At 41.8% G+C, this 13,846-nt stretch carries 15 protein-coding genes; all 15 read left to right on the top strand.

Features of this window, described 5'->3' with window-relative positions; genetic code table 11:
- Positions 1–332, top strand: a 332-nt coding sequence (locus HT701_RS06625; RefSeq protein ID WP_240152365.1) for a PLP-dependent transferase, incomplete at its 5' end; no start/stop codon positions are given.
- Between the two features lie 95 nt (positions 333–427).
- Positions 428–1,702 carry a DUF2130 domain-containing protein gene (locus tag HT701_RS06620; protein ID WP_172931338.1) on the top strand — a complete coding sequence of 425 codons (1,275 nt, stop codon included), beginning with the start codon at positions 428–430 and terminating at the stop codon, positions 1,700–1,702.
- A gap of 10 nt (positions 1,703–1,712) precedes the next feature.
- Positions 1,713–2,591 carry a tRNA pseudouridine(55) synthase TruB gene (truB, locus tag HT701_RS06615; protein WP_172931337.1) on the top strand — a complete coding sequence of 293 codons (879 nt, stop codon included), beginning with the start codon at positions 1,713–1,715 and terminating at the stop codon, positions 2,589–2,591.
- Positions 2,592–2,739: 148 nt separating this feature from the next.
- Positions 2,740–2,961 (top strand): bacteriocin, encoded by a 222-nt coding sequence (locus tag HT701_RS06610; RefSeq protein ID WP_100104457.1) that lies wholly within the window; start codon positions 2,740–2,742, stop codon positions 2,959–2,961.
- Positions 2,958–3,260 (top strand): bacteriocin immunity protein, encoded by a 303-nt coding sequence (locus HT701_RS06605; protein WP_119919389.1) that lies wholly within the window; start codon positions 2,958–2,960, stop codon positions 3,258–3,260. Before HT701_RS06610 ends, HT701_RS06605 begins: the two co-directional genes overlap by 4 nt.
- Positions 3,261–3,367: 107 nt before the next feature.
- Positions 3,368–4,006, top strand: a complete 639-nt coding sequence (gene udk, locus HT701_RS06600) for a uridine kinase (protein ID WP_001181364.1) — start codon at positions 3,368–3,370, stop codon at positions 4,004–4,006.
- A gap of 127 nt (positions 4,007–4,133) precedes the next feature.
- On the top strand, positions 4,134–5,474 hold the full coding sequence (gene xseA / locus HT701_RS06595; RefSeq protein WP_172931336.1) for an exodeoxyribonuclease VII large subunit: 1,341 nt from the start codon (positions 4,134–4,136) through the stop codon (positions 5,472–5,474).
- Positions 5,452–5,664 carry an exodeoxyribonuclease VII small subunit gene (locus tag HT701_RS06590; RefSeq protein ID WP_000043226.1) on the top strand — a complete coding sequence of 71 codons (213 nt, stop codon included), beginning with the start codon at positions 5,452–5,454 and terminating at the stop codon, positions 5,662–5,664. The genes xseA and HT701_RS06590 overlap by 23 nt, the downstream gene beginning before the upstream one ends.
- Entirely contained in the window at positions 5,661–6,536 is an 876-nt protein-coding gene (locus HT701_RS06585) for a polyprenyl synthetase family protein (protein WP_023933776.1), read from the top strand. The genes HT701_RS06590 and HT701_RS06585 overlap by 4 nt, the downstream gene beginning before the upstream one ends.
- Positions 6,529–7,344: a TlyA family RNA methyltransferase gene (locus HT701_RS06580; RefSeq protein WP_172924327.1), complete on the top strand. Its 816-nt coding sequence runs from the start codon at positions 6,529–6,531 to the stop codon at positions 7,342–7,344. Before HT701_RS06585 ends, HT701_RS06580 begins: the two co-directional genes overlap by 8 nt.
- Positions 7,337–7,768: an arginine repressor gene (locus tag HT701_RS06575; RefSeq protein ID WP_001034403.1), complete on the top strand. Its 432-nt coding sequence runs from the start codon at positions 7,337–7,339 to the stop codon at positions 7,766–7,768. Before HT701_RS06580 ends, HT701_RS06575 begins: the two co-directional genes overlap by 8 nt.
- A 6-nt stretch (positions 7,769–7,774) precedes the next feature.
- Positions 7,775–9,442, top strand: coding sequence for a DNA repair protein RecN (gene recN / locus HT701_RS06570; protein WP_172931335.1), 1,668 nt, complete (start codon positions 7,775–7,777; stop codon positions 9,440–9,442).
- Between the two features lies 1 nt (position 9,443).
- Positions 9,444–10,172: a metallophosphoesterase family protein gene (locus HT701_RS06565; protein WP_172931334.1), complete on the top strand. Its 729-nt coding sequence runs from the start codon at positions 9,444–9,446 to the stop codon at positions 10,170–10,172.
- A gap of 78 nt (positions 10,173–10,250) precedes the next feature.
- Complete coding sequence (gene lepA / locus HT701_RS06560) at positions 10,251–12,074, top strand: translation elongation factor 4 (protein ID WP_001047207.1); 1,824 nt, start codon at positions 10,251–10,253, stop codon at positions 12,072–12,074.
- A gap of 334 nt (positions 12,075–12,408) precedes the next feature.
- Positions 12,409–13,335, top strand: a complete 927-nt coding sequence (locus HT701_RS06555; protein ID WP_172931333.1) for an Rpn family recombination-promoting nuclease/putative transposase — start codon at positions 12,409–12,411, stop codon at positions 13,333–13,335.
- Positions 13,336–13,846: the final 511 nt, after the last annotated feature.

The following is a 13,846-nucleotide window of genomic DNA, read 5'->3' as shown; positions in this document are numbered from 1 at the left end:
CTAACAATGTTTTAGAAGTATATGTGTACTATTCTAGTTTCAATCTACTATACTTGCCAAAAGGTTTCGGCTCAATCTTTACCTTCCATGTCAAAGGTGGGGAGGCAGAAGCACGCAAGGTCATTGATCATTTAGAAATCTTCTCTGACCTTGCAAACGTAGCAGATGCTAAATCGCTTGTTGTTCATCCAGCAACAACTACTCACGGTCAATTGTCAGAAAAAGACCTAGAAGCAGCAGGAGTCACACCAAACCAAATTCGTTTGTCTATCGGACTTGAAAATGTAGATGATTTGATTGAAGACTTGCGCTTGGCCTTGGAAAAAATTTAAAGTAAAAGAAGATAAACAGTGGGTTTCGACTCGCTGTTTTTGATTTTTCCTCAGGCATGATATAATGGTTACAGAAGCCTAGAAAGAGGAACGTTATGAACGAAATCAAATGCCCCAACTGTGGGGAAGTCTTTACAGTAAATGAAAGTCAGTATGCCGAACTTTTGTCTCAAGTGAGAACGGTAGAGTTTGATAAGGAATTGCACGACCGGATGAAGCAGGAACTGGCCTTGGCTGAGCAAAAGGCCATGAATGAACAACAGTCTAAACTAGCTCAAAAAGACCAAGAAATTGCTCAATTACAGAGTCAAATCCAACACTTTGATACAGAAAAAGAATTGGCCAAGAAAGAGGTTGAACAGACAAGCAATCAGGCATTATTGGCTAAGGATAAGGAAGTACAGGCCTTGGAAAACCAATTGGCCACCTTGCGTTTGGAACATGAAAATCAACTACAGAAGACCCTTTCTGACCTAGAAAAAGAACGGGATCAGGTTAAAAACCAACTGCTTTTGCAGGAAAAGGAAAATGAATTATCTTTGGCTTCTGTTAAGCAAAACTACGAAGCCCAGCTCAAGGCAGCCAGTGAACAAGTCGAGTTTTATAAGAATTTCAAAGCTCAACAATCCACAAAAGCGATTGGGGAAAGCCTAGAACACTATGCGGAAAGTGAGTTTAACAAGGTACGTAGTTTTGCCTTCCCAAATGCTTACTTTGAGAAGGATAACAAGGTCTCTGCGCGTGGGTCTAAGGGTGACTTTATCTTCCGGGAGTGTGATGAAAATGGAGTAGAGATTATATCCATTATGTTTGAGATGAAAAATGAAGCTGACGGGACAGAGAAGAAGCACAAGAATGCAGATTTTTACAAGGAATTGGACAAGGACCGTCGGGAGAAGAACTGTGAATATGCGGTTTTGGTAACCATGCTTGAGGCCGATAATGATTACTTTAATACAGGGATTGTTGACGTCAGTCACGAGTATGAAAAGATGTATGTGGTCCGTCCTCAATTCTTTATTCAGTTGATTGGGCTCTTGCGTAATGCGGCGCTTAATTCTCTAAAATATAAGCAGGAGTTGGCCTTGGTTCGCGAACAAAATATTGACATTACACATTTTGAGGAAGATTTGGATGCCTTTAAACTAGCCTTTGCTAAGAACTATAATTCAGCTTCGACCAACTTTGGTAAAGCTATCGATGAAATCGACAAGGCCATCAAACGCATGGAAGAGGTTAAGAAGTTCCTAACCACATCCGAAAACCAACTCCGTCTAGCTAACAACAAATTGGAAGATGTCTCTGTTAAAAAATTGACCCGAAAAAATCCAACCATGAAAGCGAAGTTTGAAGCACTGAAGGGAGAGTGAGAAAGCAAAAATGAACGGTATTATCAACTTAAAAAAAGAAGCGGGCATGACCTCGCATGATGCGGTTTTTAAACTGCGTAAGATTTTGGGAACCAAGAAGATTGGTCATGGTGGGACCTTGGATCCGGATGTAGTGGGAGTTTTGCCCATTGCGGTTGGCAAGGCGACACGCATGGTCGAGTTTATGCAGGACGAGGGTAAGGTCTATGAGGGGGAAATAACTCTTGGCTATTCAACGACGACAGAGGATGCTAGTGGGGAAGTGGTCGCAGAGACACCTGTTTTATCGCACTTGGATGAAAAGCTTGTTGATAAAGCAATCGCTAGTTTGACTGGGCCTATTAGTCAGATTCCACCTATGTATTCGGCTGTCAAGGTCAATGGTCGCAAGCTCTATGAGTATGCACGTGCTGGTCAGGAAGTGGAGCGTCCAGAGCGTCAGGTGACCATTTATCAATTTGAGCGGACAAGTCCGATTTCTTATGAGGGAAATCTAGCACGTTTTACTTTTCGTGTGAAATGCAGTAAGGGGACTTACATCCGTACCTTGTCTGTTGACTTGGGAGTGAAGCTGGGTTATGCGGCTCATATGTCTTACCTGACACGAACAAGTGCTGCTGGCTTACAATTAGAAGACGCTCTTAGCTTGGAAGAAATTGCTGAAAGAGTAGAGGCTGGGCAATTAGATTTTCTCCATCCTTTAGAGATTGGGACAGGTGACCTTGTCAAAGTTTTCCTAAGTCCAGAAGAAGCTACAGAAGTTCGCTTTGGTCGTTTTATTGAGCTAGACCAAACGGACAAAGAACTGGCTGCCTTTGAAGATGATAAATTGTTAGCCATTCTAGAAAAACGAGGCAATCTCTATAAGCCAAGGAAGGTTTTTAGCTAGATCCTTTAGGAATAAAAATCGGGTGATAGATAACAATTGCTTGATAAAACCCCATACTAATAGTAGAATGGGGTTGGGAATTATAATATTCCAATTGTTGCGAGTTGTAGATACTTAAATAATCTATATAGAAATTTAGAGGTGTGAAATGAAGCAACTTAAAATTCTTTCAGATAAATATTTAGAGTCCATTACAGGTTCTGGTGGGAACTCAGGCCCAGGAGTATATTGTGTAGACGTTAAAGGTCGAGCAAAATGCAGTATCAATCCTGGAGAGTTTTGGGGGTACACGGGAAGTGTAATAGTCAATGGCTGGATTAATTATGGTCCATGGGCACCTAGACCAGGATTTGGTGTGATAATTCCATGATGCAAAATGAGTTTCGAGAAAGGGTGGAGCAACTTCTTCAACAAAAAGAAATAAATGAAAATAGTGAGTTGAGTCACCCGTTTCGTCTTGCTATACAAAATTTAGACAGAAATGAAAAATACCAATCGGTCATGGCCAATTTGAGTCAAGGGTTGTCGCTTTACCTCATGACGCATCATTACCAGGCACCTAAGTCTGTCATTGATTTTGGTTTATGGATTGCCAAAGCTCCTAGCCAGGAAAGAGGGAGATTGGCTTTCTTGCAAATGCTTGCTCAAACCCTACAGGGCTTTCGTTAAAACTATCGAACATCAGAGGGAAGACTCTGGTGTTTTTTGCTGATGAGACTATAAATTTTGTAAAAAATGTGATAGAATAGACGACGGATAAAATAACGGAGGATAGCATGCAAAATAGACCAATCATTATTGGAGTGACAGGTGGTTCTGGTGGTGGTAAAACCAGTGTTTCAAGAGCCATTTTATCGCATTTTCTTGATGAAAAGATTTCCATGATTGAGCATGATTCATACTACAAGGATCAGTCTCATTTGACCTTTGAAGAGCGTATCAAAACCAACTATGACCATCCATTTGCCTTTGATACAGACTTGATGATTGAGCAGATGAAGGAATTGTTGGCAGGGCGTCCGGTGGACATTCCGACTTATGACTATACTGAACATACACGGAGCAGCAAGACCTATCGTCAAGAGCCTCAAGATGTCTTTATCGTTGAGGGGATTTTGGTCTTGGAAGACAAGCGTTTGCGCGATTTGATGGATATCAAGATTTTTGTGGATACGGATGACGATGTGCGTATTATTCGTCGTATCAAGCGCGATATGGAAGAACGTGGCCGTAGCCTTGATAGCGTTATTGACCAGTATCTAGGTGTGGTTAAACCCATGTACCATCAGTTTATCGAGCCGACTAAGCGTTATGCTGATATCGTCATTCCTGAGGGAGTCAGCAATACAGTAGCTATCGACCTGTTGACGACCAAGATTGCTAAGATTTTGGAAGAAGCTCGAAATAGCAAATAAACAGAATTGGAGGCCTTGCCTCCTTTTTCTATTTTTCCCTCATAATGGTACATAAATGGAGATTTTTAGGCATATTTTTGGTATAATAATACCCATGAAAGAGCAAGAAAATGAATAGTAGGTGGAGATGGAAAAGTATTTATCGGTAACAACTTTGACCAAGTATCTGAAAATGAAATTCGATAAAGACCCATACTTGGAACGGGTCTATTTAACTGGTCAAGTTTCCAACTTTCGTAAACGACCTACTCACCAATATTTCTCCCTAAAAGATGACCATGCAGTTATTCAAGCGACCATCTGGTCTGGGGTTTATCAGAAATTAGGTTTCGACCTAGAAGAAGGAATGAAAATCAATGTGATTGGGCGTGTGCAGGTCTATGAACCAAGTGGTAGCTACTCCATCATCATTGAAAAGGCTGAGCCTGATGGGGTTGGGGCGCTTGCGATTCAGTTTGAACAACTCAAGAAAAAATTGACAGAAGAAGGCCTGTTTCAAGAACGCTTCAAGCAAGCTCTGCCCCAATTTTCTAAGAGAATTGGTGTGGTAACCAGTCGCAGTGGAGCCGTTATTCGAGATATTATCACGACCGTCAGCAGGCGCTTTCCAGGTGTCGATATCCTACTTTATCCGACTAAGGTGCAAGGTGAAGGCTCTGCCGAGGAAATTGCTAGAAATATTGCGCGTGCTAATCAAGGGGACGATTTGGATTTACTCATTATTGGTCGTGGTGGTGGTTCCATAGAGGATCTCTGGGCCTTTAACGAAGAAATTGTGGTACGAACTATTTTTGAATCTCGTTTGCCAGTTATTTCTAGTGTGGGGCATGAGACGGATGTGACCTTGGCAGATTTTGTGGCAGATCGACGGGCTGCGACACCAACAGCTGCTGCTGAACTAGCAACACCTGTGACCAAGTTGGATCTATTAGCTCATTTGCAAAATCAGGAAAAACGGATGGCAACGGCAGTCCGAAATGTCCTATCTAAGAAACAAGAAGCTTTGAAAAAATGCAGTCAGTCTGTTATCTTTAGACAACCAGAACGTTTGTATGATGGCTATATGCAACGCTTGGATCAACTGCAATTGCGTTTGAAACAAAGTTTGCGAACACGGATTTCTGATAACAAGCAATTAGTCCAAGCAAGGACGCATCAACTGGTTCAATTATCACCTGTTACCAAAATCCAACGCTATCAAGACCGTCTAGGCCAGTTGGACAAGCTCCTCCGTAGCCAAATGGCGCTGGTTTATGATGCCAGGGTTGCTGAAGTCAAGAGACTTTCAGAATCCCTGCTCATGTTGGATACCAGTCGAATCCTGGCGCGTGGTTATGCTATTGTCAAAAAAGAAGAGTCCGTTGTAGATTCGGTTGAGAGTTTGAAGAAAAAAGACCAAGTAACGCTTTTGATGCGAGATGGTCAAGTAGAATTAGAGGTTAAAGATGTCAAAACAAAAGAAATTTGAGGAAAATCTAGCAGAACTGGAGACCATTGTCCAAAGTTTGGAAAATGGTGAAATAGCTTTAGAAGATGCGATTGCGGCCTTTCAAAAGGGCATGGTCTTGTCAAAAGAGCTCCAAGCGACGTTAGACAAGGCTGAAAAGACCTTGGTCAAGGTTATGCAAGAAGACGGAACAGAAAGTGATTTTGAATGAAGAAGCAAGAAAAATTAGCTCTTGTCGAGTCAGCCTTGGAAGATTTTTATGGAGGCCAGCAGTTTGCCTCTAGTTTGCGAGAGTCTGTTCTCTATTCCATTCATGCTGGTGGCAAGCGTATTCGACCTTTTCTTCTGTTAGAAGTTCTGGAAGCCTTGCAGGTTGCGATCAAACCTGCTCACGCGCAGGTGGCCGCGGCCTTGGAAATGATTCATACAGGGAGTTTGATTCACGATGACCTTCCTGCTATGGATGATGATGATTACCGTCGAGGGCGTTTGACCAATCATAAAAAATTCGGTGAAGCTATGGCCATTTTGGCAGGAGACGCTTTGTTCCTAGATCCTTACGCCTTGATAGCGCAGGCAGATTTGCCAAGTCAGATTAAGGTAGACTTGATTGCCAACTTATCGCTTGCTTCAGGAAGTCTGGGTATGGTAGCAGGCCAGGTTTTGGATATGGAAGGCGAACACCAGCATTTGTCTTTGGAAGAACTCCAGACTATTCATGCTAATAAGACTGGAAAACTGCTAGCCTATCCCTTCCAAGCAGCTGCTATCCTAGCAGAATTGTCACCTGAAATGCAGGCAAAGCTGAAAACTGTGGGTGAATTGATTGGACTTGCTTTTCAGGTCAGAGATGATGTACTGGATGTGACTGCCAGTTTTGAGGAGATCGGCAAGACACCTCAAAAGGACCTGCAGGCTGAAAAATCAACCTATCCTGCCTTGTTGGGCTTGGAAGAGTCCATTGCCTTTTGTAACCAAACCCTGGATCAAGCTAATGCCAAATTAGAAGAAATTGCCCAGCAGGTTCCCTTTGAAACAGAATCGATTGTAAGTGTAGTAGAAAGTTTGAGAATCAATGGCTAAGGAAAGAGTGGATGTACTAGCTTATAAACAGGGCTTGTTTGAAACGCGAGAACAAGCCAAGCGCGGTGTCATGGCTGGTCTAGTCCTAGCAGTCCTTAATGGAGAACGGTTTGACAAACCAGGAGAAAAAATCCCAGATGACACCGAGCTAAAACTCAAGGGGGAGAAACTCAAGTATGTCAGCCGTGGTGGCTTGAAACTGGAAAAGGCCTTGCAGGTCTTTGATTTGTCAGTGGAAGGAGCTACAACGATTGATATCGGTGCCTCTACTGGAGGTTTTACCGATGTCATGTTGCAAAATGGTGCTGAACTTGTCTTTGCAGTTGATGTTGGTACCAATCAATTGTCTTGGAAACTACGCCAAGACCCACGAGTTGTCAGCATGGAGCAGTTTAATTTCCGCTATGCTGAAAAGACCGATTTCGAGCAGGAGCCGAGCTTTGCCAGTATTGATGTGAGTTTCATTTCCCTCAGTCTGATTTTGCCAGCCTTGTACTGTGTGTTATCTGATCAAGGTCAGGTTGTGGCTTTAGTTAAGCCTCAGTTTGAGGCAGGTCGAGAGCAGATCGGGAAAAATGGAATTATTCGAGATGCTAAGGTTCATCAACATGTCCTTGAATCTGTCACAGCTATGGCAGTAGAGGAAGGCTTTTCAGTCCTTGGATTGGATTTTTCTCCCATCCAAGGTGGACATGGAAATATCGAGTTTTTAGCGTATTTGAAAAAAGAAGAGTCAGCAAGCAATCAGATTCTTGCTGAGATTGAAGAAATAGTAGAAAGGGCGCATAGTCAATTTAAAAATGAATAAAAAAGAGAGACTTGAAAAAATTAGACGATTTGTGACAGATTATCAAATCGGTACACAAGAAGAAATTGTAGAACATTTGAAAGAGGCAGGCATCACTGCCACTCAGGCGACAGTATCACGTGATATCAAAGAGCTAGGCATTGTCAAAATTCCTTTGAGAGATAACACCTATGTCTATGAATTGCCAAAATCAATCGTAAAAAGTTTGCAACTAGCTGAATATAATATCGAATCGGCTCAATTGATGGACAAGATGATCAATCTCCAAGTTATTCCAGGAAATACGGCTTTTGTAAAAGCTCAGTTAATTGAGACTTTTGCGGATAAGATTTTCAGCTGTTTGGCTGATGATAGTTCGATTTTAGTCATGGCCAGAAGTGAAAGTCTAGCTGAGGAAATCTTTGAACAAGTAAAAAAATGGTAGGTCTATATGTTACTTGAAATTTCGATAAAAAACTTTGCCATTATTGAGGCTATTTCCCTCCATTTTGAAAAGGGGATGACAGTCCTGACTGGTGAAACAGGCGCAGGGAAGTCGATTATCATTGATGCCATGAATATGATGTTGGGAGCTCGTGCGACGACAGATGTTATTCGTCATGGTGCACCAAAGGCAGAGATTGAGGGGCTTTTCTCAGTTGAGAATAGTCGTCTTTTACAGGAAATTTTTGATGAGCAAGGTTTGGAATTGGGTGATGAAATTATCATCCGTCGGGAAATCTTGCAAAATGGTCGGAGTATTAGTCGTGTCAATGGCCAGATGGTTAATCTGTCTGTTTTGCGTGCTATTGGGCAACATCTGGTGGACATTCATGGTCAGCATGATCAAGAAGAGTTAATGCGTCCCCAACTGCATATCCAGATGCTGGATGAATTTGGTGATACAGCCTTTTGGGACTTAAAAGAAACCTATCAAACAAGTTTTGATGCCTATCGAAAAATGCGCAAGCAGGTTCTGGAAGTCAAGAAAAACCAACAGGAACACAAGGAACGTATCGAAATGTTGGAATTTCAAATGGCAGAGATTGAGGCAGCAAACTTGCAGGCTGGAGAAGACTTGTCTCTCAATCAAGAGCGTGATAAACTTCTCAATCATAAAAATATTGCGGATACACTGACCAATGCCTACAGTATGTTGGACAATGAAGACTTTTCAAGTCTGGCCAATGTTCGTTCAGCCATGAATGACATGGAAAGTGTCGAAGAGTATGACCCTGAATACCGTGAAATTTCAAGCTCACTGTCTGAGACCTACTATGTCTTAGAAGACATTAGCAAACGTTTGGAAGCTATTATTGAGGACCTTGATTTTGACGGCAATCGTCTCATGCAGGTTGAGAATCGTTTGGATCTCCTTCATACTATTACCCGTAAGTACGGTGGGACTGTAGACGATGTCTTGCTTTATTTTGCCAAGATTAGGGAAGAATATAATCTCTTGACAGGCAATAACCTTTCATCTGAGGACATGGAAGCAGAGCTTAAGAAATTGGAAGTCAATCTTGTTGATTTGGCTGGTCAACTTGCCTCTGCTCGTCATGACTTGGCTCAGCAGCTCGAAGCAGAGATTAAACAAGAACTGCAAGACCTTTATATGGAAAAAGCCCAGTTTCAGGTTCGTTTTAGCAAGGGTAAATTCAGCCGTGAGGGAAATGAAATGGTTGAGTTTTATATTTCAACCAACCCTGGTGAAGACTTTAAACCCTTGGTTAAGGTTGCTTCTGGAGGGGAATTATCTCGTCTCATGTTAGCCATTAAGTCTGCCTTTTCACATAAAGAAGGTAAGACCAGTATTGTCTTTGATGAAGTGGATACGGGAGTTTCAGGTCGTGTAGCTCAGGCTATTGCGCAGAAGATTCATAAAATTGGTCAGCATGGTCAGGTTCTGGCGATTTCTCATTTGCCACAAGTGATTGCGATTGCGGATTATCAATTCTTTATTGAGAAGATTAGTAATGACCATTCAACGGTTTCGACTGTTCGTCTCTTGACGGTCGAAGAGCGAGTGGAGGAAGTTGCTAAGATGTTGGCAGGTGATGATGTGACCGAAGCAGCCCTGACGCAAGCCAGAGAATTGTTGAGAAACAGAGAGAAATAAGATGACTGACTATTATGTAATTGGAGATGTTCACGGAAAAGCTGGGATGCTGGAAGACCTTCTCAAAACCTGGGATGGTCAGACCCAGTTGCTCTTTCTAGGGGATTTAATTGACCGTGGTGAAGATAGTTGCCGTGTCCTTGAAATGGTCAAGGATTTAGTGGACAATCAAGGGGCTATCTGTTTATCAGGAAATCATGAGTATATGTTTTTGACTTGGCTAGATGATCCAGAAGAAAGCTATGACCACTATCGTCGTAATGGTGGTGATACAACTATTAACTCTATCCTAGGTCGTCCCTTGGATGCACCAGTTGACGGAGTGGAGGATGCCAAGCGTGTTGCTACTGAAGCGGCAGACTTGGTCAAATTTATTCGTCAAATGCCATTTGTGGTAGAGACAGACAAGTATATCTTCGTTCACGCAGGTATTGATTTGACCTTGGACGACTGGCATGAAACTACAGATTACAAGAAAGTATGGCTTAGAAAACCATTCCACGAAGCAGAAAATCATACTGGAAAAATCATTGTCTTTGGTCATACACCGGTCTATGGTTTGTTAAAGCAAGAGCGAGGTACTGCTGAGCTTTGGACTACAGAAGATGGCAAGATTGGGATGGATGGAGGAGCTGTCTATGGTGGTGTCCTTCACGGGATTGTCTTTACAAATCAAGGGATGACAGAACACCACTTTATTGAGAATGACGGCTTTGTCGCTGAAGATTAGTACTCCTAGCAGGGGATGGTCTTGTCAAAATGTCAAAAACAATTTATAATAAATAGATACCCTGAAAGGAAGAGAATCATGAACTTAGAAGAATTGAAAAAACGACAGGAGAAGATCCGTAACTTCTCTATTATCGCCCATATTGACCACGGAAAATCAACTCTAGCAGACCGCATTTTGGAAAAAACTGAGACAGTCTCCAGTCGTGAAATGCAAGCTCAACTTTTGGATAGTATGGATTTAGAGCGGGAACGTGGGATTACCATTAAGTTGAATGCCATAGAGCTCAATTACACTGCAAAAGATGGGGAAACTTATATTTTTCACTTGATTGACACACCAGGACACGTAGACTTTACCTATGAAGTTTCACGTTCGCTCGCTGCCTGTGAGGGGGCGATTTTGGTGGTTGATGCTGCCCAAGGGATTGAGGCTCAAACTCTTGCCAACGTTTATCTGGCCTTGGACAATGATTTGGAAATCATGCCTGTCATTAACAAGATTGACCTGCCGGCTGCAGATCCGGAGCGCGTGCGTACAGAGATTGAAGATGTCATTGGTTTGGATGCCAGTGAAGCAGTTTTGGCTTCTGCCAAGGCTGGTATTGGGATTGAAGAAATTCTTGAGCAAATCGTAGAAAAAGTACCAGCGCCAACAGGTGATGTGACGGCACCACTCAAGGCCTTGATTTTTGACTCAGTTTACGATGCCTACCGTGGGGTTATCCTCCAAGTGCGTGTCATGGATGGAGTGGTTAAACCTGGCGATAAGATTCAGCTTATGAGCAATGGCAAGACCTTTGATGTGACCGAAGTCGGTATTTTTACACCCAAGGCAGTTGGTCGTGATTTCCTTGCGACTGGTGACGTTGGTTATATTGCGGCTTCTATCAAGACAGTTCAGGATACTCGTGTGGGGGATACCGTTACCTTGGCAACCAATCCTGCGGCAGAGCCATTACATGGTTACAAACAGATGAATCCTATGGTCTTTGCGGGTCTCTATCCTATCGAGTCAAACAAGTACAATGACCTGCGTGAAGCGCTTGAAAAATTGCAACTGAATGATGCTAGTCTTCAGTTTGAACCAGAAACATCTCAGGCACTTGGATTTGGTTTCCGTTGTGGATTTCTTGGACTTCTCCATATGGATGTTATCCAAGAACGTTTAGAGCGTGAGTTCAATATTGACCTTATCATGACAGCTCCGTCTGTTATCTATAAAGTCAATCTGACCGACGGAGAGTCTATGGATGTGTCAAACCCGTCTGAATTCCCAGATCCAACTAAAATTGCGACCATTGAGGAGCCATATGTTAAGGCGCAAATCATGGTACCACAGGAGTTCGTCGGAGCAGTGATGGAGCTAGCTCAGCGCAAGCGTGGTGACTTTGTGACTATGGACTATATTGATGATAACCGTGTCAATGTTATCTATCAAATTCCACTGGCTGAAATTGTCTTTGACTTCTTTGATAAGCTTAAGTCTTCGACTCGTGGTTATGCAAGTTTTGACTACGAATTGTCAGAATATCGCCCATCTAAGCTAGTGAAAATGGATATCCTTCTTAACGGAGACAAGGTGGATGCTCTCAGCTTTATCGTTCACAAGGACTTTGCCTACGAACGTGGGAAACTCATTGTTGATAAGCTCAAGAAAATTATCCCTCGCCAACAATTTGAGGTGCCAATTCAAGCAGCTATTGGACACAAGATTGTGGCTCGTACTGATATTAAGGCCCTTCGTAAAAACGTACTTGCTAAATGTTATGGTGGTGACGTTTCTCGTAAACGCAAACTCCTTGAAAAACAAAAAGCTGGTAAGAAACGTATGAAAGCTATCGGATCAGTAGAAGTTCCACAAGAAGCCTTCCTCAGCGTCTTGAGTATGGATGAAGAATAAGTTATCAGAAATGCCTTTCCTTGTTCACAGGAAATGTATATAAGAATCAATAGTAAAGCAGGCTTTAATGGCCTGCTTTTTTATAAACTATCAAGAAATCGGAGAAAATAATGGTATAGTAGATTGAAACTAGAATAGTACACCTCTACTTTTAAAACATTGTTAGAAATAGATTTGACTGTCCTGATAGATTTGCCCTGTTCTTATTTCATTTCACTATAAAATTTTAAATTTGTGACCATATCTTGACTGTATTTTCCTCTCTTTTTCGAATAAATAAATAGAATAATCAAATCTAGATTAAAAAATGTGCTATAATAAAAGGAGAAGCAATATGACTGTACGTCATCCGGGCATTAGCCCGACCAATGATTTGGTTGCTAAGAAGATTTTTAGCAATCCGGAAATCACTTGTCAATTTATTCGCGATATGCTGGATTTACCAGCAAAAAATGTGACCAATTTGGAGGGAAGTAATATTCATGTCTTGCCTTCCATGCCCTATTCGGCGCAAGATTTCTATACCAGTATAGATGTTTTGGCGGAGTTGGATAATGGTACGCAAGTTATCATCGAAATTCAGGTTCATCATCAGAATTTTTTCATCAATCGTTTATGGGCTTACCTTTGCAGTCAGGTCAATCAAAATCTTGAAAAAATTCGTCAACGAGAAGGTGATACTCATCAGAGTTATAAACACATCTCACCAGTATACGCTATCGCAATTGTGGATAGTAACTACTTCTCAGATGACTTGGCTTTTCATAGTTTTAGCATGCGAGAGGATAGGACAGGTGAGGTTTTAACAATTACAAACAATGGACAGGAAAACCATCTGGTTAAGATGGCATTCTTGGAACTAAAAAAATACAGAGAAACCAGCAAAGACGAGGTTCGCAAGCCATGGTTGGAGTTTTTCGGGAATAAACCCTTTACCCAAGAACCTGAGCGAGCCATCAGCCAAGCAGACCAACTGCTAGATTACAAGAGCTGGTCCGAGGAGGACAGGGAGATGTTTAGTCAACTACGTATGCGAGAAGAACAAGCCTTATTAGCACAGGACTATGCCTTGGAACAAGCTGAAGAAAAAGGGTTGGAGAGAGGTCGTGCAGAGGGGCTTGAACAGGGATTAGAACAGGGATTAAAAGTAGGTTTAGTAAATCTAGTCCGCCAAGGGCTTCTGACTTCTGAGGTTGCTAGCCAGCAATTAGGCATGACTGTGGCTGAGTTTGAAGAACTATTGAAAGAGCATCATAAATAAGACCTAAAAAATACAGAGAAACCAGCAAAGACAAGGTTCGTAAACCATGGTTGGAGTTTTTTGTAACTCTCTATCTCCTAGATAGGGTTCGATAAAATATAGTGATTTCGGAGTTAGCTAGTTAGGTCATTTGTAAATCAAGTAAGCCTAAGAGAAGTAGTGATCTTAGAAAAACTGGAGCTGGCTAGCTAATAATCTAATCTATAAGAATCCCTAAGCAAGGGGTTAGAATCTATAAACTGGCCTATGATTTAGTAGTTTTATCTATAAATGATAAAAAAGAGAGTATGGCGTGGCTACTACAGAAGAGCGGCTTTTTAATGATACAATGCTAGGATTTGTTTTTATCAATTAGCTTTTGATGTGCTTAACATCAGGGGGAAACACTTCGAAACAAACCGTAACTAAAATGTTATCAAATTGTAATAAAACCTTGATTTGTATATATTTCTCAAGACAGAATCGTCAGGAAGCTTGATAGAATAGCTTTGTACAGCCTACCCATATATAT

It is taken from the genome of Streptococcus sp. 10824 (assembly GCF_013276595.1).
Lineage (GTDB): Bacteria > Bacillota > Bacilli > Lactobacillales > Streptococcaceae > Streptococcus > Streptococcus pseudopneumoniae.
The sequence above is the reverse complement of the archived record's forward strand: the minus strand, read 5'-3'. Positions and strand labels throughout refer to the sequence as shown.

Coding starts and splice junctions, on each gene's coding strand:
- HT701_RS06620 (WP_172931338.1), top strand. CDS start 428: ATGAACGAAATCAAATGCCCCAACTGTGGGGAAGTCTTTACAGTAAAT.
- HT701_RS06590 (WP_000043226.1), top strand. CDS start 5,452: ATGTCAAAACAAAAGAAATTTGAGGAAAATCTAGCAGAACTGGAGACC.
- HT701_RS06575 (WP_001034403.1), top strand. CDS start 7,337: ATGAATAAAAAAGAGAGACTTGAAAAAATTAGACGATTTGTGACAGAT.
- HT701_RS06580 (WP_172924327.1), top strand. CDS start 6,529: ATGGCTAAGGAAAGAGTGGATGTACTAGCTTATAAACAGGGCTTGTTT.
- HT701_RS06605 (WP_119919389.1), top strand. CDS start 2,958: ATGATGCAAAATGAGTTTCGAGAAAGGGTGGAGCAACTTCTTCAACAA.
- truB (WP_172931337.1), top strand. CDS start 1,713: ATGAACGGTATTATCAACTTAAAAAAAGAAGCGGGCATGACCTCGCAT.
- HT701_RS06565 (WP_172931334.1), top strand. CDS start 9,444: ATGACTGACTATTATGTAATTGGAGATGTTCACGGAAAAGCTGGGATG.
- HT701_RS06555 (WP_172931333.1), top strand. CDS start 12,409: ATGACTGTACGTCATCCGGGCATTAGCCCGACCAATGATTTGGTTGCT.
- HT701_RS06610 (WP_100104457.1), top strand. CDS start 2,740: ATGAAGCAACTTAAAATTCTTTCAGATAAATATTTAGAGTCCATTACA.
- xseA (WP_172931336.1), top strand. CDS start 4,134: ATGGAAAAGTATTTATCGGTAACAACTTTGACCAAGTATCTGAAAATG.
- udk (WP_001181364.1), top strand. CDS start 3,368: ATGCAAAATAGACCAATCATTATTGGAGTGACAGGTGGTTCTGGTGGT.
- HT701_RS06585 (WP_023933776.1), top strand. CDS start 5,661: ATGAAGAAGCAAGAAAAATTAGCTCTTGTCGAGTCAGCCTTGGAAGAT.
- recN (WP_172931335.1), top strand. CDS start 7,775: ATGTTACTTGAAATTTCGATAAAAAACTTTGCCATTATTGAGGCTATT.
- lepA (WP_001047207.1), top strand. CDS start 10,251: ATGAACTTAGAAGAATTGAAAAAACGACAGGAGAAGATCCGTAACTTC.